The organism is Candidatus Accumulibacter necessarius, assembly GCF_036625085.1.
Genome location: NZ_JAZKUM010000008.1, coordinates 172,499 through 192,469, shown reverse-complemented (window position 1 = coordinate 192,469; position 19,971 = coordinate 172,499). Strand labels below are relative to the sequence as shown.

The following is a 19,971-nucleotide window of genomic DNA, read 5'->3' as shown; positions in this document are numbered from 1 at the left end:
CGGTATGCGAAAGGCTAAGGCCTGCTACATTCTGGACGAACCGACAGGCAGCATGGGGTTGGGTACGACCGCCGTCCAGCATGGATGGGCATTCGGCCAATCACTCCGGCTGATTCTCCTCGCCACCAACACCAATCCGCTCCCGTTGCTCCTCCCACAACACCGGCGGGCTGATCGCAAGCTCATGCACGGTGACGTGAGGAGGCAAGGTCTCATCCAGGATGGCCTCCACGATGTCGGGCGCGAGCGTGGTCAGGTTTCAGAGCGCTTCAAGAATTTCTTGGCCCCATTGAACATCGTGCGAGTTCACGGAATCTTGTGGGCTTTGGGCTTACAACCCCGGTGTCGATGATCGCCGATGGCCGCCTGACGCTGGAAAAGCTGCTCAGTGGCTGCGCCCGCGCCGGCTCCAGAAACGTTCCATCAGCGGTTTGACGCTGATGCCGTGGACCAGGATCGACAGCGTCACGACAATCAGAGTCATGTGGATGAGTTCGAGTGCGATCCCCTCCGGCAGCCCGTGCTCGATAGCGTACATCAGGTAGTAGAGCGAGCCGATACCGCGGACCCCGAACCAGCCCGCCAAGCCGCATATTCGCCATGAGTTGCCCGAGCCGAGCAGTCCCACGAGCACGCTCAGTGGGCGGGCGACCACGAAGAGGAAGGTGGCGAGACCGACCGCCCGCCAACTCCACGAATCGAGGAACAGGGAGCCGCCGATGAGCAGGATCAGCAACACCTCGGACAGCCGTTCGAGGTGCTCCTTGAATATCAGCGAGCCGCCGCTCACTGAAGGCGGTGCTCCTCGTATGGAGTCGGCGCACTCCTTCCGCTCGGCGACTCCCGCAGCCGGCGCGGCAACTTCGGCAAGCCTCTGCTCGGTCTGGCGCAAGGCGACCGCGGCGAAGAACACGGCCAGGAAACCCCAGGCGCTCAGCAAAAGGCACAGGCCGTAAACTACCCCAATCAGGCCAAGCCCGAGGAAATCGTCCATCAGCTGATGCTCGTTCCCCTCGCCGCGCAGTCGCTTTCCTAGTGTAGTGTTGCATTCTTGAGGGAACTTGTCTGGATACCACGTCTCCAATGCACGTCGTGTGCGGAGTGGAGATGCAGATGCGAGTTGCCCCGAAGATTGTCTTGTCCGAAGAGGAGCGTGGCGAGTTGACCAAGCTTTCTCGTTCCAGGCGCGCCAGCGTGCGGCTGGCACAGCGTGCGCGGATTGTGCTGCTGGCCGCTGATGGGATGCGAAACGATGAGATCGCGGATCAGTTGGGGATTGGCCGCGTACAGGTATCGCGTTGGCGAGGGCGTTATGCGAAGTCGCGGCTGGCGGGAATCGAGCGCGACTTGCCGCGCGGCGCCCCTCCGGTGAAGGTGGATGTGGCGCGACTGGTGGAACTGACCACGCAAAGCACACCCGAAGCAGCGACGCACTGGAGTACCCGCAAGATGGCCGCCGAACTGGGCGTCAGTGCGGCCAGCATCTCGCGCCACTGGCGCGCCAACGGCTTGAAGCCTCACCTGGTACGTGGCTTCAAGGTCTCTCGTGACCCCAGGTTCGTCGAGAAACTCGAAGACATCGTCGGTCTGTACATGTCGCCACCCGAGCATGCGCTGGTGTTGTGCTGCGATGAGAAAAGCCAGGTGCAGGCACTCGACCGTACGCAGCCCGGGCTGCCGCTGAAAAAAGGGCGTGCAGCCACCATGACCCACGATTACAAGCGCAACGGCACGACCACGCTGTTCGCCGCGCTCAACGTGCTGGACGGCAGCGTGATCGCACAGTGCGAACAGCAGCACCGTCACACAGAGTGGCTCAAGTTTCTGCGCAAGATCGACCGGGAAACGCCGAAGGACAAGGCGCTGCACCTGATCGCCGACAACTACGCCACACACAAGCATCCCGTTGTACAGGAATGGTTGGCCAAGCATCCGCGGATTCAGATGCATTTCACCCCCACCTCGGCCTCCTGGCTGAACATGGTCGAGCGCTTCTTCCGCGATATCACGACCGAACGACTGCGCCGTGGCGTGTTCACCAGCGTCCCCGCGTTGGTCTCTGCCATCGACGACTACATCGCCCATCACAACACCAAGCCCAAGCCCTTTATCTGGACCAAGAGCGCTCGCGACATCCTCCAGAAGGTCATTCGCGCCAACAGCCGCTTAAGCGCTAAACAGAATGCAACACTACACTAGATGAGCCAGCGTCACGCCGCACAGCACGCCGACAAGGATGCCCGCGGCCGTGGCCCACAGGACATCAACCAGGAGCCAGCGCAGCCCGAGGTCGCCCAACTGATGCAGGCCGAGCAGGCCGAGGCCGAGCATCACCAGCGGGAAGGCCGTACCGTCGTTCATGCCGGCCTCGCAGGTGAGCGTGAAGCGGAGTTGGTCGCGGTCGCCAGGATGGCGGATCTGCACGTCGGTGGCGAGCACCGGGTCGGTGGGCGCGACGATCGCCCCGAGCAGCACGGCGGCACCCAGCGGCAAGCCGAGCAGATAGTGGGCAAACGCTGCAACTAGGCCGACCGTCACCGTCATCGACAGCACGGCGAGCAGGATTGGTGTCAGCCAGCGCTGCCGCCTCACCGGCACCGGCATCTTGACGCCGGCAGCGTAGAGCGAGATCAGCACCGCGGCCTCGGTCAGAACCTCGAGCAGCGCCGACTGCTTGAGCGGATTGAAATGAAAGACATTGAACACCGTCGGTCCGACGACCAGGCCGACGAGCAGGTAGATGATCGCCGAGGTCACCGGAAGTCGACCGAGGGTGGGCCGGCTCAGCCCCATGCTGAGCAACAGGCCGCCGACGAGCAGGAACCACTGAGCGCTGCTCATGGTATTCATCGCCGTTTCCTTTCGCCATCGTGACGCCGAGGCATGCCCGATCGCTGGTCACCAAGGGTGGCCACGTGGCCTCGCCTAATTTGAGGGCGCTTGCTGCGTCGCCTCAGGCTTAGCCGTCGATACCGGCTCGGCACGCACCCAAGACAAGATTTTGGGTTAATCATTGACGCTGCCGCTGTACAATCTGGTCGCCGGGGCGTCATGTTCTTCTGCTGGCCCCAGGATTAGAGGGTCGAATCGTTGGCCAAATCGCTTCGATGCTACCCGCCGACGGCGTCGGCCATTGGGCCAGACGACACCAGACGAAAGCCGGCGTTGTCGACCCGCTCGCCGGGGTCGTTCCAGTTACGCACGGCACTGCGCACGGCGTCCGGATTGCCATACCACGACCCCCCGCGCAGTACGCGCGCATCGCCGCTGCTATCGGGCTCGATTTCCTCGGGATGTTCATGTTTGTTCAGACACCATTCCCAGACGTTGCCGGCCAGGTCGAGCACACCTTCGCTCGAGGCGCCCTGCGGATAGGCGCCGACGATCGTCGTCTGTTCGCGTTTGCACTCCCCGGCGTTGTCCCAGGTCTCGTTGATGTTGGCGTAGCCCGTCGTGTAATCGTCGCCCCAGGGAAAGGCGCGGCCATCGCGGCCGCGGGCCGCACGTTCCCATTCCTCTTCGGTCGGCAGCCGCACGGTGTAACCGAGTTGGTCGCTGAGCCACCGACTGAACGCCACGGCCTCGTACCAGTTGACGCTGGTGCACGGCCGTGTCGCTTGCGGCCAGCGCGACTCTTCCGGCTTCGTGCGCTCGATTCCTTGCCACCAGCGTTCGTCATCATAGCCGCCGGCGTCGATGAAGGCCTGGTAACGCACATTGGTGATTGGGTGTCGTGCCATATAGAAAGTCGGCAGCGTGCGACTCTTTCCGTCCTGGTAGATGTAGTCGCCACCGGGTATTTCGACCCAGTCGATGCCCGGCAGTGTTGCGACGGGAGGGGCGGTTGAAGTAGTCATCGTGAGGCGCACTCGCTGGGATTGGTTGGCCCCATGATACCCGCAGTCCTTCTTCTTCTATGCGCGCTGCCGTACAGAATGATTCGGATTTAATTCAGATCCCTTTGGCAGTGAGCGATGCATTTGCCAGCAAGACGCCCTTGAGCACCACTTCGCATGGATCAGGATGCTGCAGGTCCGGCCGGCCGTAGTTCCTCGCCAACCGCCCCAATCCGCTCCCGCTGCTCCTCCCACACCGCCGGCGGACTGATCGCCAGCTCATGCACAGTGACGTGCTGAGGCAAGGTCTCATCCAGGATCGCCGCCACAATGTCGGGCGCCAGCTTGGTCAGGTTGAGCATGCGGCACATGTAGCTGTTGTCGATCTTCTCGCGGGCGGCCAGGTCGGTAATGGATGTGGCTTCGCCAGACTCCAGCATCGCCAGCCAGCGATAGCCCTCGGCAAGCGCCAGTTGCATCGGCGTGGCGACCAAGTTCCAGGGCCTGGGGTGGGCGGCTTCACCGCCCGGCAGCGTGAGCAGTTTCCGCCCGCTGCGGCGCTTGATCTGGATTGGCACCGACAGGGTCACCCTGCCGTCGCTGGCGGCGACGACATCGGGCACCCCGCTTCTGCGAATACGGACCGCGTTCATGCCAATGCCTCCTGGTGCCGTTCGGCCGACTCCGGACGCAGATCCAGCACCACCTGTTCGGTGCCGTTGGCGCGAAGGCGGACCTCCAGATCGGTGGGAGAAACTATCACCCTAGATTCCTCGGTTGAAGCCAGGAGTGGCGGCTAAGTTGCTATGAACATTGGATTTCTAGAACGTCTCCAGGACACCCAAAAGGAACTGTTGCGCAGTCGCAAAAATCGGCCGAAAACCTTTGCCAATCATGGCGTTCACCAGATCCGGTCAAGGCCCAACAGAGGAATCTAGGATCACCTTCTCGACCAGGAGTCTGACGATGCGGGTCTGCTCTGCCGGAAACAACTGGTCCCAGATCGCATCGAGGCGCGTCATGGCGACGATGACCTTGGCCTCGTCCAGAGTCGGATCCAGCTTGCTCGCCTGCGACAGCAGGTCGCCGAGCACGGCCGGTGCGCGCAGGATGCCACGCAGTTGTTCGAGCACCGCCGATTCCAGTTCTACCGCCGGCAAGCGTGGCAGACCGGACGCTCCCGCCTGCTCCTCGGTATCGCGCATCGGGATGCAGTACCGGTAGCGGCGCCCGTTACTCGTCTTCGTAAAGTGCCACGGGGACAAGGCGCGCCCGTCGTGCCGAACACGATGCCCTTGAGCAGGAAGGGCACGACCGCCTGGGTGGCGCCGCCGCGCACTCGGCGACAGTAAGAGAGCAGAGATGCACATCAAAAGCCCGGTCCGGTGATCTCAGCGATGGTGGAGCAGGTCCTGCAGCGCAGGGTTCGCGCCGAGCGGGGGCTCTGCGCACATTACCATCCAGGAAAATTGGTTCCGACGGGCAATTCCGTCGTTACGCCAAGCGATGTTGCAGAGCCATGCGTTTGAATGCCGCGGTGAGAACGGGGCCGGGGGTTGGCGAGGGGCTTTCCAGTGCACGCCATGGGGGCTCAAACCGCCAGGCGATGGCTCGTCGGCTGCGTGCCGAAGTCACGACTCCCGCGCTGGCTTGGGCTTACCAGAGCGCCTTGTTCGTTCCTGTCACACCCCGACGACCGGCAGGAAGGCGCAGGTGAAGCCCCTCCCATCCCGTCTGACTGGTGCTCACGGCTTGACCGCAGGCGCGAGGCGCTTACAATCCCCATAAGTGCTGCCATCGAGGCGCTTCAGTCGAACGAGGCTTATTCGCCCCGCATGCGCCAGCGTTGGGCCCGGCGCTTTCGGCGCGGCAAATGAAGGGTATTCGTTAGGCGTCGAACGAAAGCGTGGCTGGATCCGCTAATCGTGAGTTGCGTCCATTCCGGAACATGGGAGATATCGCTATGAGTGTAAGGCGAAGGGTGTTCATCAGCCTGACACACGACACGTACTTGGATGATCGGCAGAACAGCGTCAAATGGGGGATCGTCCAGCGCGTGATCGATGCCGGCTACGAACCCCACATGTTCTTCCCAGCCGTCCCTTCTCGCTTTGCGGCAACGGTTCATCGCGAAGTCCCCTGGACGGCAGACAAGGTCAGGGAGGCTGTAGGTGGAGCGGTTGGGGCCGTGATGATCGGATACCCGCGGTGGAAGTACGGCGACGACGCTCATGCGAGCGAGTTTACGCACTACGAGGCCGGCGTAGCCCACACCACGGGAATTCCGATGTTGATGGTGCTCGAACAGGGGATTCGATGGCGCGGCGCCTTCGATCAGAGTTCTGCTCAGATCTGCGAGGTACCGACAGACGCCAATGAGTCGTGGCTGGCGAGTTCGTACTTCGAACAGTGCTTCAGTCCTTGGCAGCGCGAAGTCGACGCACGCTTTGACATATTTCTCGGCTATTCGAGTCAGTCACAGGGTACCGCGAAGAACCTGAAGCGAGTGTTCGTGACGAAGGGAGCGAGGGTCCTCGACTGGCAGGATTTCGGGCCCGGGACGATCCTCGAACAGATCACGAAGGCGGCAGCCTGCTGCACTGGCGGAGTGTTCTTGTTTACGGCGGACGACGCCCTGGAAGGCGACACGGGAATGGCTGCACCACGAGACAACGTCGTCTTCGAGGCGGGTTACTTCGTACATGCGAAGGGCCACCGGCGCGTCTTGGTTATTCGGGAGTCAGGTGGGAAGAGAAGCGCGAAGATGCCCGCCGACCTGGGTGGAGCGATTTACGCCCCCCTGCCCGATCTTGCCAACATTGAAGCGCTTGACCAGCAACTCGACCGTTTTGTGGAGAATCTATGACGTCGACGGACGCTCACGAACGCATCACGAACTCCACACTTCGATCGTTGCGGTCATTCGTTCGGCGTGCCTTACCTGAGACTCGCCATATCAATGACGAATCTGTATTTCACATCGCTTTTCAGCATGCGCTCATAGGCAGTATTGATGTAATCCATGGGGATCATCTCAATGTCAGAAACGATGTCATGTTTGGCGCAAAAATCCAGCATGTCCTGCGTTTCACGGATCCCGCCGATGAGCGAACCCGCTATCTGGCGGCGCTTGAAGATCAGATTGAAGACATTGGGTGACGGGTGCGGCTCTGCAGGAGCGCCTACCAGGGTCATCGTGCCGTCGCGCTTGAGCAGTTGGAGATAGGCATCCAGGTTGTGGGAGGCTGCCACGGTGTTCAGGATGAAATCGAGCTGGTTTGCATACTCAGCCATTTGCTCGGGATTGGTGGAAATACATACTTCATCAGCACCAAGCCGCTTGCCGTCTGCGACCTTGCTTGAAGAGGTGGTGAACAGCACCACGTGGGCTCCCATGGCGTGGGCGATCTTGACGCCCATGTGTCCAAGGCCTCCAAGACCGACAATCCCAACCGTCTGGCCTGGCCCTGCACCCCAATGACGCAACGGAGAGTACGTGGTGATTCCAGCACACAACAAGGGCGCCACACTCGCCAGATCCTTTTCTGCGTGTTTGATGTGCAAGACAAAGGATTCTTTGACGACGATGGTTTGGGAATAACCGCCGTAGGTATTCTCACCGCCAAAAACCGGGCCATTGTAAGTTCCGGTGAAACCACTCTCGCAGTATTGCTCTTCGCCCGCATGGCAAGAATAGCAATGCCCACAACTGTCGACCATGCAGCCCACGCCAGCCAGGTCTCCTGCCTTGAAGTTGTGAACCTTGTCGCCCACGGCGACCACTCGCCCAACGATTTCGTGTCCAGGGACTGAAGGATACAAAGTGTTGCGCCACTCCCCGCGAGCCGTGTGCAAATCCGAGTGACAAACGCCGCAATACAAGATCTCGATCTGCACATCTTCCGCACCGGGGCTTCGGCGGTCCAGTTCGAAAGGGGCAAGGTCGCTCGTCGAGCTTTGGGCTGCGTAGGCTTTGGTTTTGATCATGACTCAATCCTTTGTGCAATGTTGGAGGTAACAGCTGGTTGGCGTTGCCCGACAACTGTTTAGAAAACAGGGTTTTCGGCTCTTGGATAAAAGGACCTGGCCTGTCTGGAACTGCCAGTAATGCCCAATGGTACCGCGTCTCCAAAACCAAGTTCAACGCGTAGCCCGAGTCGTTGAGAAGACGTTCAACCTGCGCTATCTCGGCCAGTACGACTGGGGTCTTTTCGAGGCGCGTGCCTATGACGAGAAGGTCAAGCCGCTTTTCATGGATTTCGGCCCCGACAAGCGGTTTTGGTACGGCCCTGGCGCGCTGCCGGCAGGTTCCGGAGGTGACCACGCGGTCAACTGTTCGACATGTTCCCCGATTGCGGAGCCGGCACGGTGAACGGCGCCATGGTCGGATGCGCGTCCGGCATGCCGATGTACACCAAAAGCAGCAACACCGGCGTGAACGTCGAGGCGGAGGTCAATCTCGACGAGCAGAACCTGGGCCACGCCGGCGCTCTCTATCAGAGCGATAACTTCGACGACTGGTGGCCACCGTCAGGTGCGATGATGTGGCCCGGCACCTTCGACAACATCAACGATGGCACGCGCGACCGCCTCGCGCTGTTCGGCGAGTGGGAGTCGCGCATCAACACGCAATGGCTGACCCTGCCCGGTGCGCGCTGTGAACGGGTCAAGACGGACGCTGGCAATGTTCGGGGCTACGACCAGAGCACGAATGGCATGGGAATGATGGTGAACAACCAGAAGAAGGATGCCGCCGCGTTCAACGCCCAAGACCGCGAACGTACCGACAACAACCGGGAGCTGACAGCGCTCGCCCAACCTCTACGAGCGCTATACCTGGTCGATGGCGGCCGTCATGAAAAACTTGGTCGGTGAAGGCAATGGCTACTTCGGCAATATCAATCTCAAACCGGAACAGGCGCACACGATTTCCGCCACCTTGGACCTGCATGCCGCCGACCGCCGCTGGGAATAATTGCACGTCACGCCCTACTACACGCGCGTTACCGATCACATCGATGCCATTCGCTGCCCGGTGGGCGCATCCTGCGCGCCGGCCAACCGGACGACGACCAATCAGTTCGTCATGCTCCCGTACGCCAACCAGTCGGCCGAGCTTTACGGTCTGGACGTTTCCGCGCGTATGCCGCGCGCCTCGTCAGGCTTTGGCGACTTCGGCCTCGTTGGCGTGCTCTCCTACACTCACGGCGACAACCTCTACAACATCATGCCGCTCAATCGCAAGCTCGCGCTAGGTGGCTGAAAAGGCGAGGTCGCGGTTGCGGCGAAAGACGACGTGTCCGACGTGCGCAACGAAACCAAGACAGCGGGTTACGGGCTGATCAACCTGCGCGGCAGCTACACCTGGAAGCAGGTGCGATTCGACCTTGGCGTCGACAACCTGTTCGACAAGTTCTATTCGCTGCCGCTGGGAGGCGCCTACGTGGGTCAAGGAACAACAATGGAGCTTAACCCGGGGAGAGGCAACCCTGCATGGGGAACCGCGGTCCCCCATGCAGGGTCGCTCGATTTACATCGGCCTGACATTGAAGTTCTGATCAGGTCAGCCAGTTTCTTCGGTCAAGAAAGCCCCGGCACATGCCGGGGCTTTCGAGTTTCCAGACTTGGTGGAAACACGCCCGTCGCTCAGGCGCATCCCACATAGGACAAGGCGCCGATTTTGCAGCAGGGAGTGCTGATGTTATCGTTCCCGGCGCGGCAGCCGTTCGCCACAGCTTCTCGGGAGCGATACCGAGGAAAGCGGACTGAATGGTCAGAGGGCAGGGGTCGACACCCGCGCCGCCCGCGGAGTCCAGAGCCCAGGAGAACCCATCATGAGTGATGATTCGATCAGCGATCCAGACCGGCGACGCCGCCAGGTGCTGGTGGGTCTCTGCCTGCTCGGCGCCGGCGTCGGCGCCGCTCGCTACCTGACTGAAAGTCCCGGGCCGCCGGCCGGCAATCCGGTTAGCGCGGAGTTCTCGGACCTGCCGCCGGGAAAACTCCGTGTCATCGATTGGCAGGGGCGCACGCTTTGGATCCTGCGGCGAACAGCCGAGGAAGTGATGGCGTTGGCTGACCACGAAAGCGGGCTCATCGATCCACACTCCGAGCATTCGCTGCAACCGGAGAACTGTCGCAACCGTCATCGTGCGCTGCGTCCCGACATCTTTGTCGCCATCGGACAATGCACCCACCAGGGCTGCACCCCGCAGCTACGAGGCGGGGCGGGGGCCCACCGCGAGTTCCTGTGCCCCTGCCACACCTCGAAGTTCGACCTTGCCGGCCGCGTTTTCCGAGCCGGTCCGGCGCCAGCCAATCTGGTGATACCGGCGTATCGGCTGGAGGGCGACAGCCGCCTGGTGATCGGCGAGGGCTGAGAGCAGGCGCGCTTTCGCCGCCGTGTTATGCTGTCGGTCAGGGTTGTCAGCGCCGTTCTTGACTGGAGGATGTCATGTCGCCTTTTGCCCCACCCACCCCCAGTGCGAATCCCGCCCTGGACGGCGAGCACCGCGTTCAGGTGGCCTTGATCAATGCCCTGTGCGCTGTTGTCGAGGACCGTGCCACTGGCGAGGAGATTGGCCGGATCCTGGAGCGGCTGGTGGATTACAGCAAGGCGCATTTTCTGTCCGAAGAACTGTTGATGCGGCTCGACAGCTACGATGGTTTCGACCAACACGTCGAGGATCACGCCGACATGCTGGACGCACTTGCCGCCATGGTCGACACCCATCGGGTCGGCCGAACGGAACTTATTCCTGGGCAGGCACGCAGCATGCTGGCCTTCCTGGTCAGGCACATCGAGACCCGCGACGCAGCCTACGCCAACGCGCCGCACGATTGACGAAGGCGGTAGAGGCGCTCCAGACGCCAGGCTGCCTTGACAATGGAGTCCCTGGCGAGTAGATTCGCGCGCTTGCCCCGGACTGGCCCGGGGTGGGCGCCGATTTGACATCACGATTGCGGGCGCGTTAGAAATTCCGCTAAAGCGAGGCCCCCACCAAGACCCGTCGAGCTTTGCGCCGACGGGTTTTTTGTTTTGCAAAAGCCACACCAGACGAGTGTAGAAGTAAAGGACTATCCATGCAGCCTGACCGTACCGCCGAACTCAAAGACCGTCTCGAACAACACATCCTGGTGCTCGACGGGGCAATGGGCACGATGATCCAGCGCCGTGGTCTGCAGGAGCGCGATTACCGCGGCAGCCGCTTCGCCAGCCACGCGCATGACCTCAAGGGCAACAACGACCTATTGCTGCTGACCCGTCCCGACATCATCCAGGCGATCCATGCCGAATATCTGGCAGCCGGTGCGGACATCATCGAAACAAACACCTTCAACTCGACCAGGGTTTCGCAGGTCGATTACCACCTTGAGGCCATTGTCCATGAACTCAACTTTGCCGGCGCCCAACTGGCGCGGGCGGTCTGCGATGAGTTCACCGCCCGCAATCCCGGCAAGCCCCGCTATGTCGCCGGCGTTCTCGGGCCGACCTCGCGCACCGCGTCGATCTCACCGGACGTCAACGACCCGGGCTACCGCAACACGAGTTTCGACGAACTGGTTGCCACCTACGCCGAAGCCATCTGCGGGCTCTGCGAAGGCGGCGCCGACATGCTGCTGGTTGAAACCGTCTTCGACACGCTGAACGCCAAGGCGGCGCTGTTCGCCATCGCACAGCATTTCGAGGCGGTCGGTCGGCGCTGGCCGGTGATGATTTCCGGCACGATCACCGATGCCTCCGGACGGACGCTGTCGGGGCAGACCGCCGAAGCTTTCTGGAACTCGCTGAACCACATCCGGCCGCTGAGCTTCGGCCTCAACTGCGCCCTTGGTGCCGGCGAACTACGCCAGTACGTCGAGGAGTTGTCGCATCTCTGCGATTGTTTTGTCTCGGCACACCCGAATGCCGGCCTGCCCAACGCTTTCGGCGGCTACGACGAAACGCCGGAGCAACTGGCGGCAGAAATCGCCGACTGGGCAAGGAAGGGATTCGTCAATATCGTCGGTGGCTGTTGTGGCACCTCACCGGCACACATCGCCGCCATTGCCGATGGTGTTGCCGGCGTCAGGCCCCGCCGCGTACCGCTGCCGGAGAGGAAACTGCGTCTGTCCGGTCTCGAGCCGTTCAACGTTGGCCGCGACTCGCTGTTCGTCAACGTCGGCGAGCGGACCAACGTCACCGGCTCGCGGGCTTTCGCCCGGATGGTTCTCGAAGGCCGCTTCGACGATGCACTGGCGGTTGCCCGCCAGCAGGTGGAAAACGGCGCGCAGGTGATCGACATCAACATGGACGAGGCGATGCTCGATTCGAAGGCGGCGATGGATCGCTTCCTCAAGCTGATCGCCAGCGAGCCGGACATCTCGCGGGTGCCGATCATGATCGACTCGTCGAAGTGGGAGATCATCGAGACTGGCCTCAAGTGCATCCAGGGCAAGGGCATCGTGAACTCGATTTCGATGAAGGAAGGCGAGGCCGAGTTTCTTCGCCAGGCCAGGCTGGCGAGGCGCTATGGTGCGGCGGTAGTGGTGATGGCCTTTGACGAGGCGGGCCAAGCCGATACCTATGCCCGCAAGACGGAGATCTGCGCGCGCGCCTACCAGTTGCTTACGGAGCAGGCGGCTTTCCCACCCGAGGACATCATCTTCGACCCGAACATCTTCGCCATTGCCACCGGCATCGAAGAGCACAACAACTATGCGGTCGACTTCATTGACGCCTGTGCCTGGATCCGCGCCAGGTTGCCGGAAACGCAGATTTCCGGTGGCGTCTCCAACGTCTCCTTCTCCTTCCGCGGCAACGATCCGGTGCGCGAAGCAATTCACACCGTGTTCCTCTACCACGCGATACAGGCAGGGTTGTCGATGGGCATCGTCAACGCCGGCATGCTCGGCGTCTATGACGAGCTGGACCCGATCCTGCGCGACAAGGTCGAGGATGTGGTGCTCAACCGCCGCCCCGACGCCGGCGAAGCTCTGGTCGAATTTGCCCAGACCGTCCGCGAGGGCAAGGCAAGGGACAGCGGCCCCGATCTCAGCTGGCGCGAACTGCCAGTCGAGGAACGCCTGACGCATGCCCTGGTCAAGGGAATCACCGACTTCGTCGTCGCCGATACGGAGGAATGCCGCGCCGCGTTGGCCACGGCCGGCAAGCCGCCCCTGTCGGTGATTGAAGGTCCACTGATGAACGGCATGAACGTCGTTGGCGATCTCTTCGGCGCCGGCAAGATGTTCCTGCCACAGGTGGTCAAGTCGGCACGGGTGATGAAGCAGGCCGTGGCGCACCTGATTCCTTTCATCGAGGCCGAGAAGCTGCGTACCGGTGTCAGCAGCAAGGGCCGGATCGTCATCGCCACAGTCAAGGGCGACGTCCACGATATCGGCAAGAACATCGTCGGCGTGGTGCTCGGCTGCAACGGCTACGAGGTGATCGATCTGGGCGTGATGGTCGCTTGTGACAAGATTCTGCAGGCGGCGAGGGAACAGGGCGCTCAGGCGGTTGGCCTGTCCGGCCTGATCACGCCGTCGCTGGAGGAAATGAGCCACGTGGCGGCCGAGATGGAACGTCTGGGCTTTGCCAGCGGCGCCGATGGCGGCCCGCCGGTGCCCCTGCTGATCGGCGGCGCCACAACCAGCCGCGCCCATACGGCGATCAAGATCGCGCCGAACTACTCCGGACCGGTGGTCTATGTCCCGGATGCCTCGCGGGCGGTTGGCGTCGTCACCCGTCTGCTGTCGATCGACCACGCCGATGGTTTCCGGGCCGAGTTGGCCGCCGATCACGAGAAGGTGCGCGCCCAACACGCAAACAAGAAGGGCATCGCACTCGTGCCGCTCGCCCTTGCTCGGGGCAACCGCTTTGCCTGGAACGGCGATCCCGCCTACCGACCCAGCGCACCGCGCAAGCCTGGCATCCATGTGCTACGTGAGGTTGATCTGGCGACCCTGACCGAATACATCGACTGGGGGCCTTTTTTCCAGACCTGGGATCTTGCCGGCAGTTACCCGAAGATCCTCGACGATGCCGTTGTCGGTCCGACTGCTCGTTCCGTGTTCAGCGACGCGCAGGCGATGCTGCAAAGAGTGGTCAGCGAGACGTGGTTGAGCGCCAACGCCGTGTTCGGTCTCTTCCCGGCCAATGCCGTCGGTGACGACATCGAAATCTACGCCGAGGAAAGCCGCAACGAGCAGCTAATGATCTGGCACAACCTTCGCCAGCAACAGGAGCGGCCGGCAGGCAAGCCGCACTATTGCCTGAGCGATTTCATCGCCGAACGCGGTACGCCGGACTGGATCGGTGCCTTTGCCGTCGGCGCGGGTTTTGGCATCGAGGCGAAGCTCGCGGAGTTCGCCGCCGCCCATGACGATTACCATGCGATCATGTTGAAAGCGATCGCCGACCGCCTGGCCGAAGCCTGTGCCGAGTGGCTGCACGCGCAGGTACGACGAGACTACTGGGGTTACGCCAGCGACGAAGTACTGGAGCGCAAGGCGCTGATCCGAGAGGAATACCGCGGCATCAGGCCAGCGCCCGGTTATCCGGCCTGCCCCGATCATACGGCCAAGCGCGCGCTGTTCGAGTTGCTCGAGGCGCCGCGCAACGCTGGCATGGGCTTGACCGAGTCCTTCGCCATGACGCCGGCGGCAGCGGTTTCCGGCTTCTATCTGGCGCACCCGCAAGCACGCTATTTCGCCGTCAGCAAGATTGCTCGTGACCAGCTCGAAGACTGGGCGCAGCGGGCCGGCTTCAGTATTGCCGAGGCCCAGCGCTGGCTGGCGCCTCTGCTCTGAGCCAGCGCATGAAGAGACAATGACCGGCGTGCAACTTCCCGAATTCGTGCGGCGTGACGTCGAGCTGGCTTCGCGAACGACGCTGGCCCTGCCCGGCAAGGCGGCGTTCTGGGCCGAGATCAGCAACGTCGATCAACTCCGGCAGGTCGTCGGCAGCAGCGCCCTGCGTCGCTTCGTCCTCGGTTCCGGCAGCAATCTGGTGTTCAGCGGCGACTTTGACGGCCTGTTGCTGCACATGGCGATCGGCGGCCGCGAACTGATCGGCGAGGACGACGACGCGTGGTACGTCCGCGCCGGTGCCGGTGAAAACTGGCATCAGCTGGTCACCTGGACGCTGGAGCAGGGCTGGCCGGGACTCGAGAACCTGGCGCTGATCCCCGGCACAGTCGGCGCAGCGCCCATCCAGAATATCGGCGCCTATGGACTGGAAGTTGCTGATCGCTTCCTGTCCCTCGAAGCACTCGACATGCCAAGCGGCAGGTTACTGCGGCTGGATCGAACAGCCTGCCGTTTTGCCTATCGCGACAGCGTCTTCAAGCAGCAGGGCTGGCACCTCGACGCCTGCCGCGTGATCACCCGCGTCACCTTCCGCCTGCCGAAGGCCTGGCACCCGCTGACGGCTTACACTGACCTGGCGGCCGAGCTCGACCGCCAGCAGACCACCCGCCCGACTGCGCAGCAGATTGCCGCAGCAGTGATCGCGGTTCGCAGCCGCAAGCTGCCGGATCCAGCGGTCGTCCCCAACGCCGGCAGCTTCTTTCATAATCCTCTGGTCGATGGAGTAGTCGCCGAGCGACTACGCAGGACTCATCCCGATCTTCCCTGCTACCCGCAGCCCGATGGCAGCGTCAAGCTCGCTGCCGGCTGGCTGATCGAGCAGAGTGGATGGAAAGGCCGTGACCTCGGCTGTGTCGGGATGTACGAGAAACAGGCGCTGGTGCTGGTCAATCGCGGTGGCGCGCAAGGTGCTGAGGTGATCGCCCTGGCCAGAGCTGTTCAGGCCGATGTTCGCGCGCGCTTTGGCGTGGAACTGACGCCGGAGCCGGTGATCCTCTGACTCGCCGACGACGAACGCGAACCGTTTCGGGCCTGGCGTTCGTCAGAAGGCCTCGTCCGGGCGCAGGAAGCGCCACTGGCCAAGCGGCAGGTCGCCGAGCCGGACCGCACCAATGCGGACCCGCTTGAGCCCGGTGACACGTAGCCCGACCAGGTCGCACATTCGCCGGATCTGCCGCTTTCGCCCTTCACGCAGAACGAAGCGAAGTTGATCGTCGTTGAGCCACTCGACCTTCGCCGGCTTCAGCTTGCGGTCATCGAGGCTGAGTCCGTGGTTGAGAAGAGCAAGACCCCTGGCGTCGAGGTGGCCTTCAACGCGTACCAGGTATTCCTTGTCAATCGTCGAGTTCTCTCCAACCAGCTGGCGCGCCACCCGCCCATCCTGCGTCAGTACCAGTAGGCCGGTCGAGTCAATGTCGAGCCGGCCGGCAGGTGCCAGCCCCTTCAGACAGGAAGGATGGAAGACCGGCGCGCCGGGCGTACGGTGCTGCGTGTTCGGCTGGATCAGCGTCACCGCCGGCGTGAAGCCGGGCTCTGGCTGACCGGAGACATAGCCAACGGGCTTGTGCAGCAGAATCGTCATCCGGCTTTGCTGGTTCGCTTGCGCTTGATGGTCAAGCACAATCACCGCTGCCGGATCCGCACGGGTACCGAGTTCGCTGACCCGTTGCCCATCAACGAAGACCCAGCCACGGGCAATGTACTCGTCGGCATCGCGGCGCGAGCAAAGGCCACGCTCGGCCATCAACTTGGAAATACGTACACCGACAGGTGCTGCACTGCTCGCCGGGCCGACGGCTTCCGCCGAGGTTCCAGCACGCAGCGTCGGCGCCGTTGCCGCGTGGAAACTGCGCGCGGCGGGGCGCCCTGGTGGCGCCGCTCCGAGCTCGAGCGAGGACCGCGCATTGCCGGGAGCGGGAGCTGCGACCGGCCTGGCCCTGGTCAGCCGGTCACTGACCGCCGAGCGACCGCTAGCGACTGCAGCGTCGGCCAGCGGTGTCGCGGGTGACCGGCCCAGGGTCTTGCGTGGCCGCTCGGGCATCGCTCAGGCAATATCAAGCAACTCGATCTCGAATACCAGCTTTGCGTGCGGTGGAATCATTTTCCCGGCCCCACGCGCGCCGTAAGCCAGATCAGCGGGAATGGTGAGCTTGCGGACGCCACCCACGCTCATCCCGGGAACACCCTCTTCCCAGCCGGCGATGACGTGTCGTCCGTCAAGCGGAAAGCGGAAGGGCTCATTGCGGTCGACGCTTGAATCGAACTTCTTGCCATCGGCCAGCCAGCCCGTGTAATGCACGATGACGTGCTGACCAACGCTGGCGGTCGGACCGCTACCAGCAATGATGTCTTCGATTTGCAGACCGCTCGGTGTGGTGACAATGGGCATTGGAGCTCCTCGTGAACAAAAAAAGCGAAGTTTAGCCCAGCATGGCGCCCAACGGCCAGCGGCATGAATCGGGTGGGTACGCCGCGACGACCATGCCTGAAGGAAGATCCCCTCGACACAAACAGGCTGGTTCCCCGTGAGTTGCCTTGGCGGCACCCGGCTGGACCGCCAGCCGCATGGCTTTCCGCTAAACTGTGCGGCAACACTTGCCGGAGAGGCGGACCCTGAAACCATCATGAGCGAAACTTCTACCGACCTGGCGCGTCGCTTTGGCGGTATCGCACGACTCTACGGAGCGGATGCGCTTCAGCGCTTCCAGCAGGCGCACGTCACGGTCGTCGGGATTGGCGGAGTCGGTTGCTGGGCGGCCGAGGCACTGGCGCGTTCGGCGATCGGCAGGATCACCCTCATCGATCTGGACATGATCGCCGAGTCCAATGTCAACCGTCAGGTACACGCCCTCGACGGCGAGTTCGGCAAGGCCAAGGTGAGCGCCATGGCGCACAGGATCCGGGCCATCAACCCGGCGTGCGAGGTCAGAGAAATCGAGGACTTCGTGACACCGGAGAACGTCGAGGCGATTCTTGGCGGGGCAGTCGATTACGTGATCGACGCCATTGACCAGGTACGCACCAAGGCGGCGATGATCGCCTGGTCGAAGCGATCTGCGACCCCCTTGATCACCGCCGGTGGCGCCGGCGGCCAGATCGACGGGAGCCGGATCCAGATTGCCGACCTTGCTCTGACCATCCAGGATCCGCTGCTCGCGAAAGTGCGTTCCTTGTTGCGGAAGGACTACGGTTTCACCAGAGAAGCGAAGAAGAAATTCGGTATCCCGGCCGTGTTTTCCGGCGAGCCATTACGCTATCCGCCACCCGCCAATGCTTGCCAGCAGCCCGTGCCGCTGACCGGCCTCAACTGTGCAGGCTTTGGTTCGTCGGTGTGTGTGACGGCAGTCTTCGGTTTGCTGGCTGCCGGTGAAGTGCTCAGGCATCTGGCCGGCCATCCGGACTGAGTCGGGAGGAAGGATCCGGTTCGCGCGATGCCGCGACCCCTCTCGCTCTAGCCAATCGTTACCCGATTCTTCCCCGCCTGTTTGGCCGCATACATCGCCTCGTCTGCCCGCTTGGTGACCGATGCCTGCGTATCGCCGGGGCGCAAATCGGTGACGCCGGCGCTGAAGGTGATCAGTTGCCGGTTGTTGTCGTGCAAAAAGATGCGCCGGGTCAGTTCGCGCTGCAGGCGGACGATGGCGGTCTTCGCATCTTCGGCCGGTGTTTCCGGCAACAGAATGATGAACTCCTCGCCGCCAAAGCGGGCGACCGTATCCTGCGGACGCATCGTCTCGCGGATGACCGTCGCCAGGTGAATCAGCGCTGCGTCGCCCGCATCATGGCCCATGGAGTCGTTGAGCTTCTTGAAGTTGTCAATGTCGAGCAGGGCAACGCAGAGGGGAGACTTGCGGCGCTGAGCACGCGCGGACTCCTTGTCGAACGCCTCCTCAAGACCCCGGCGATTGAGCGCACCGGTCAACTGGTCGTGCCGAACCAGCGTGCTGGCCTTGTCCAGTTCCACCTGCAGCTCGGCAATGCGCTTCTCCGTTTCGCCAACGCGCGCTCTCGCGGCCCGCAGGTCGTCACGCGAACGCTGCGCATTGAGCTGGATGATTTTCGTCTCCCGGATCACCTCGGCGAGTACGTCTTCGAGCTGGGTGATGTCCTCGGCCTTGCCGATCCTGTCGGCACAGACTTCGATCTTGTCGTGATAATCCGAGGTCGAATCGGCAAATTCGGCCAGATGGTCCACGAAGCCCGCCAGCATCTGCTTGAGGCTTTCCCTGGCTTCGTTGAGGCTGTGCTTGAGCTGGCTCTGCTTGAAAATCACCTCCTTGAGCCGGGTTTCGGCGTCGCCAATCGAACGGATGTTCAAGGGGCCGGAGACGATGTCACGGACGATCTCGATCTGGCCAGCCAGCCAGCGGTCCTCGATGACCAGTTCGCCGACGTTCTCGATCAGCAGTTGCAGCAAGTTGAGCAAACCCGCGCGGAGTTCGGCACGATCTTCTGCGAGGATCTCCAGCCGGAATGCGAAGCGCTTGATACCGGCCAACAGGCCTTCCAGCGAGTCGCGTGAACTGGCGGTGCGAATCTTGTGTACCAGCGTCCTGGCGTCGGCGGCGAGTTCCGGTTCATTGGCAAGCTGGGTAGCGATAACCGATTCAAGGGTGTAGGCGAACAGATCGCGTAGCTCGGTCGTCAATTCCCTCGTGCGGAGGGCACCTTGCGCTGCGACTTCATTGAGCGGCAACATGCCGGCTTCCGCGGCCGCTTCCCCGGTCTCGGTCAGGGGATCCTCCTCGGCCACCGGCGCATTGAGAGACCACGATTTCACCAATCCCTGCAATCGCGAGAACAACAACTCGCTATTGCCCGAGCTGCCAGCGAGCACGCGCTCAAACGCCTCACGCTTGCGCGCGACGGTCAGCCCGGCCTGCTTGTTCTCCCATTGGCGGAGAAGGTCGCTGAAAAGTTCGCTCCATGGCAGGTCCTGTTCCTTGCCGAGCTGCCTGACCAACTCCGACACACCCTCCCTGAGTTCCTCCCAGTTCCTGCCCGAGAGCGCCTGCTCGAAGCGCTTCGCGAGCTTTTGCTGACCAGCCGTTTCCTTGGGCAGCGGTCCCAGCACGGCCTTCAGCCCTTGCTCCGGAAACGCTTCCGCGGGTTCGCCTGCGATGCCCGCGATCTCGTTATACAAGGCCCGGTAGTTCGCGGGTGAAGGCGACAGTCGCCTGACAGCGAGCAGACGCAGAGCTTCGCGGGCAATCTCCGAAGGGTTCGAGAAGCTTGGCATGGTTTTCCATCGAAATGACAGTCAGGGGGATTCTAACAGGCGGTCCAC

The 19,971-nt window shown here is 62.4% G+C and carries 16 protein-coding genes and 4 pseudogenes; 10 read left to right on the top strand and 10 right to left on the bottom strand.

Going from position 1 to position 19,971, the window contains the following annotated elements; translation table 11 throughout:
- Window positions 1-100 precede the first annotated feature (100 nt).
- Together V5B44_RS20700 and V5B44_RS20695 are read right to left on the bottom strand one after the other, a co-directional pair.
- Window positions 101-259: pseudogene (locus tag V5B44_RS20700) on the bottom strand (LacI family transcriptional regulator); the annotation flags it as partial.
- A gap of 126 nt (window positions 260-385) precedes the next feature.
- Window positions 386-1,036 (bottom strand): annotated as a pseudogene (locus V5B44_RS20695) (cation:proton antiporter domain-containing protein); the annotation flags it as partial.
- A 77-nt stretch (window positions 1,037-1,113) separates the two neighbouring features.
- Between V5B44_RS20695 and V5B44_RS20690 the strand changes: the two are divergent.
- Window positions 1,114-2,199, top strand: coding sequence for an IS630 family transposase (locus V5B44_RS20690; RefSeq protein WP_332360940.1), 1,086 nt, complete (start codon window positions 1,114-1,116; stop codon window positions 2,197-2,199).
- Here V5B44_RS20690 and V5B44_RS20685 read toward each other — a convergent pair.
- The 4 genes and pseudogenes from V5B44_RS20685 to V5B44_RS20670 all read right to left on the bottom strand — a co-directional run.
- Window positions 2,197-2,841, bottom strand: a pseudogene (locus V5B44_RS20685) (cation:proton antiporter domain-containing protein); the annotation flags it as partial. The gene V5B44_RS20690 and the pseudogene V5B44_RS20685 sit on opposite strands and share 3 nt — an antisense overlap.
- A gap of 269 nt (window positions 2,842-3,110) precedes the next feature.
- On the bottom strand, window positions 3,111-3,857 hold the full coding sequence (locus V5B44_RS20680) for a formylglycine-generating enzyme family protein (protein ID WP_332360939.1): 747 nt from the start codon (window positions 3,855-3,857) through the stop codon (window positions 3,111-3,113).
- Window positions 3,858-4,018: 161 nt separating this feature from the next.
- A complete protein-coding gene (locus tag V5B44_RS20675) occupies window positions 4,019-4,489 on the bottom strand; it encodes a LacI family transcriptional regulator (RefSeq protein ID WP_332360938.1) in 471 nt (156 codons plus the stop codon).
- Between the two features lie 282 nt (window positions 4,490-4,771).
- Window positions 4,772-5,184 (bottom strand): annotated as a pseudogene (locus V5B44_RS20670) (zinc ribbon domain-containing protein); the annotation flags it as partial.
- A gap of 708 nt (window positions 5,185-5,892) precedes the next feature.
- Between V5B44_RS20670 and V5B44_RS20665 the strand changes: the two are divergent.
- A complete protein-coding gene (locus V5B44_RS20665) occupies window positions 5,893-6,702 on the top strand; it encodes a TIR domain-containing protein (protein WP_332360937.1) in 810 nt (269 codons plus the stop codon).
- A 71-nt stretch (window positions 6,703-6,773) separates the two neighbouring features.
- On the opposite strand, the gene V5B44_RS20660 is transcribed toward V5B44_RS20665, so the two are convergent.
- Complete coding sequence (locus tag V5B44_RS20660; protein WP_332360936.1) at window positions 6,774-7,823, bottom strand: NAD(P)-dependent alcohol dehydrogenase; 1,050 nt, start codon at window positions 7,821-7,823, stop codon at window positions 6,774-6,776.
- A 381-nt stretch (window positions 7,824-8,204) separates the two neighbouring features.
- Here V5B44_RS20660 and V5B44_RS20655 point away from each other — a divergent pair, with 381 nt between their 5' ends.
- From V5B44_RS20655 to murB, 7 genes are all read left to right on the top strand, one after another.
- Window positions 8,205-8,711, top strand: coding sequence for a TonB-dependent receptor domain-containing protein (locus V5B44_RS20655; RefSeq protein WP_332360935.1), 507 nt, complete (start codon window positions 8,205-8,207; stop codon window positions 8,709-8,711).
- A 100-nt stretch (window positions 8,712-8,811) separates the two neighbouring features.
- Window positions 8,812-9,099 (top strand): hypothetical protein, encoded by a 288-nt coding sequence (locus V5B44_RS20650; protein WP_332360934.1) that lies wholly within the window; start codon window positions 8,812-8,814, stop codon window positions 9,097-9,099.
- A 33-nt stretch (window positions 9,100-9,132) separates the two neighbouring features.
- Window positions 9,133-9,501 carry a hypothetical protein gene (locus V5B44_RS20645; protein WP_332360933.1) on the top strand — a complete coding sequence of 123 codons (369 nt, stop codon included), beginning with the start codon at window positions 9,133-9,135 and terminating at the stop codon, window positions 9,499-9,501.
- A 169-nt stretch (window positions 9,502-9,670) separates the two neighbouring features.
- Window positions 9,671-10,216: a ubiquinol-cytochrome c reductase iron-sulfur subunit gene (petA, locus tag V5B44_RS20640; protein ID WP_332360932.1), complete on the top strand. Its 546-nt coding sequence runs from the start codon at window positions 9,671-9,673 to the stop codon at window positions 10,214-10,216.
- Between the two features lie 74 nt (window positions 10,217-10,290).
- Window positions 10,291-10,680, top strand: coding sequence for a bacteriohemerythrin (locus V5B44_RS20635; protein WP_332360931.1), 390 nt, complete (start codon window positions 10,291-10,293; stop codon window positions 10,678-10,680).
- A 239-nt stretch (window positions 10,681-10,919) separates the two neighbouring features.
- Window positions 10,920-14,627: a methionine synthase gene (gene metH / locus V5B44_RS20630; RefSeq protein WP_332360930.1), complete on the top strand. Its 3,708-nt coding sequence runs from the start codon at window positions 10,920-10,922 to the stop codon at window positions 14,625-14,627.
- A gap of 19 nt (window positions 14,628-14,646) precedes the next feature.
- Window positions 14,647-15,684, top strand: a complete 1,038-nt coding sequence (gene murB / locus V5B44_RS20625) for a UDP-N-acetylmuramate dehydrogenase (RefSeq protein WP_332360929.1) — start codon at window positions 14,647-14,649, stop codon at window positions 15,682-15,684.
- Window positions 15,685-15,726: 42 nt separating this feature from the next.
- Here murB and V5B44_RS20620 read toward each other — a convergent pair whose 3' ends face one another.
- Window positions 15,727-16,725 carry a pseudouridine synthase gene (locus V5B44_RS20620; RefSeq protein WP_332360928.1) on the bottom strand — a complete coding sequence of 333 codons (999 nt, stop codon included), beginning with the start codon at window positions 16,723-16,725 and terminating at the stop codon, window positions 15,727-15,729.
- Window positions 16,726-16,728: 3 nt separating this feature from the next.
- Window positions 16,729-17,073: an FKBP-type peptidyl-prolyl cis-trans isomerase gene (locus V5B44_RS20615; protein WP_332360927.1), complete on the bottom strand. Its 345-nt coding sequence runs from the start codon at window positions 17,071-17,073 to the stop codon at window positions 16,729-16,731.
- A 235-nt stretch (window positions 17,074-17,308) separates the two neighbouring features.
- On the opposite strand from V5B44_RS20615, the gene tcdA reads away from it, so the two are divergent.
- Window positions 17,309-18,088 carry a tRNA cyclic N6-threonylcarbamoyladenosine(37) synthase TcdA gene (gene tcdA / locus V5B44_RS20610; protein ID WP_332360926.1) on the top strand — a complete coding sequence of 260 codons (780 nt, stop codon included), beginning with the start codon at window positions 17,309-17,311 and terminating at the stop codon, window positions 18,086-18,088.
- 47 nt (window positions 18,089-18,135) lie between these two features.
- On the opposite strand, the gene V5B44_RS20605 is transcribed toward tcdA, so the two are convergent.
- On the bottom strand, window positions 18,136-19,923 hold the full coding sequence (locus V5B44_RS20605) for a type I-E CRISPR-associated protein Cse2/CasB (protein ID WP_332360925.1): 1,788 nt from the start codon (window positions 19,921-19,923) through the stop codon (window positions 18,136-18,138).
- Window positions 19,924-19,971 lie beyond the last annotated feature (48 nt).

What these genes read in the sequence shown, in the direction of transcription:
- metH (WP_332360930.1), top strand. Translation starts at nt 10,920, where the DNA reads ATGCAGCCTGACCGTACCGCCGAACTCAAAGACCGTCTCGAACAACAC.
- V5B44_RS20675 (WP_332360938.1), bottom strand. Translation starts at nt 4,489, where the DNA reads ATGAACGCGGTCCGTATTCGCAGAAGCGGGGTGCCCGATGTCGTCGCC.
- petA (WP_332360932.1), top strand. Translation starts at nt 9,671, where the DNA reads ATGAGTGATGATTCGATCAGCGATCCAGACCGGCGACGCCGCCAGGTG.
- V5B44_RS20615 (WP_332360927.1), bottom strand. Translation starts at nt 17,073, where the DNA reads ATGCCCATTGTCACCACACCGAGCGGTCTGCAAATCGAAGACATCATT.
- tcdA (WP_332360926.1), top strand. Translation starts at nt 17,309, where the DNA reads ATGAGCGAAACTTCTACCGACCTGGCGCGTCGCTTTGGCGGTATCGCA.
- V5B44_RS20605 (WP_332360925.1), bottom strand. Translation starts at nt 19,923, where the DNA reads ATGCCAAGCTTCTCGAACCCTTCGGAGATTGCCCGCGAAGCTCTGCGT.
- V5B44_RS20635 (WP_332360931.1), top strand. Translation starts at nt 10,291, where the DNA reads ATGTCGCCTTTTGCCCCACCCACCCCCAGTGCGAATCCCGCCCTGGAC.
- V5B44_RS20690 (WP_332360940.1), top strand. Translation starts at nt 1,114, where the DNA reads ATGCGAGTTGCCCCGAAGATTGTCTTGTCCGAAGAGGAGCGTGGCGAG.
- V5B44_RS20620 (WP_332360928.1), bottom strand. Translation starts at nt 16,725, where the DNA reads ATGCCCGAGCGGCCACGCAAGACCCTGGGCCGGTCACCCGCGACACCG.
- murB (WP_332360929.1), top strand. Translation starts at nt 14,647, where the DNA reads ATGACCGGCGTGCAACTTCCCGAATTCGTGCGGCGTGACGTCGAGCTG.
- V5B44_RS20680 (WP_332360939.1), bottom strand. Translation starts at nt 3,857, where the DNA reads ATGACTACTTCAACCGCCCCTCCCGTCGCAACACTGCCGGGCATCGAC.
- V5B44_RS20660 (WP_332360936.1), bottom strand. Translation starts at nt 7,823, where the DNA reads ATGATCAAAACCAAAGCCTACGCAGCCCAAAGCTCGACGAGCGACCTT.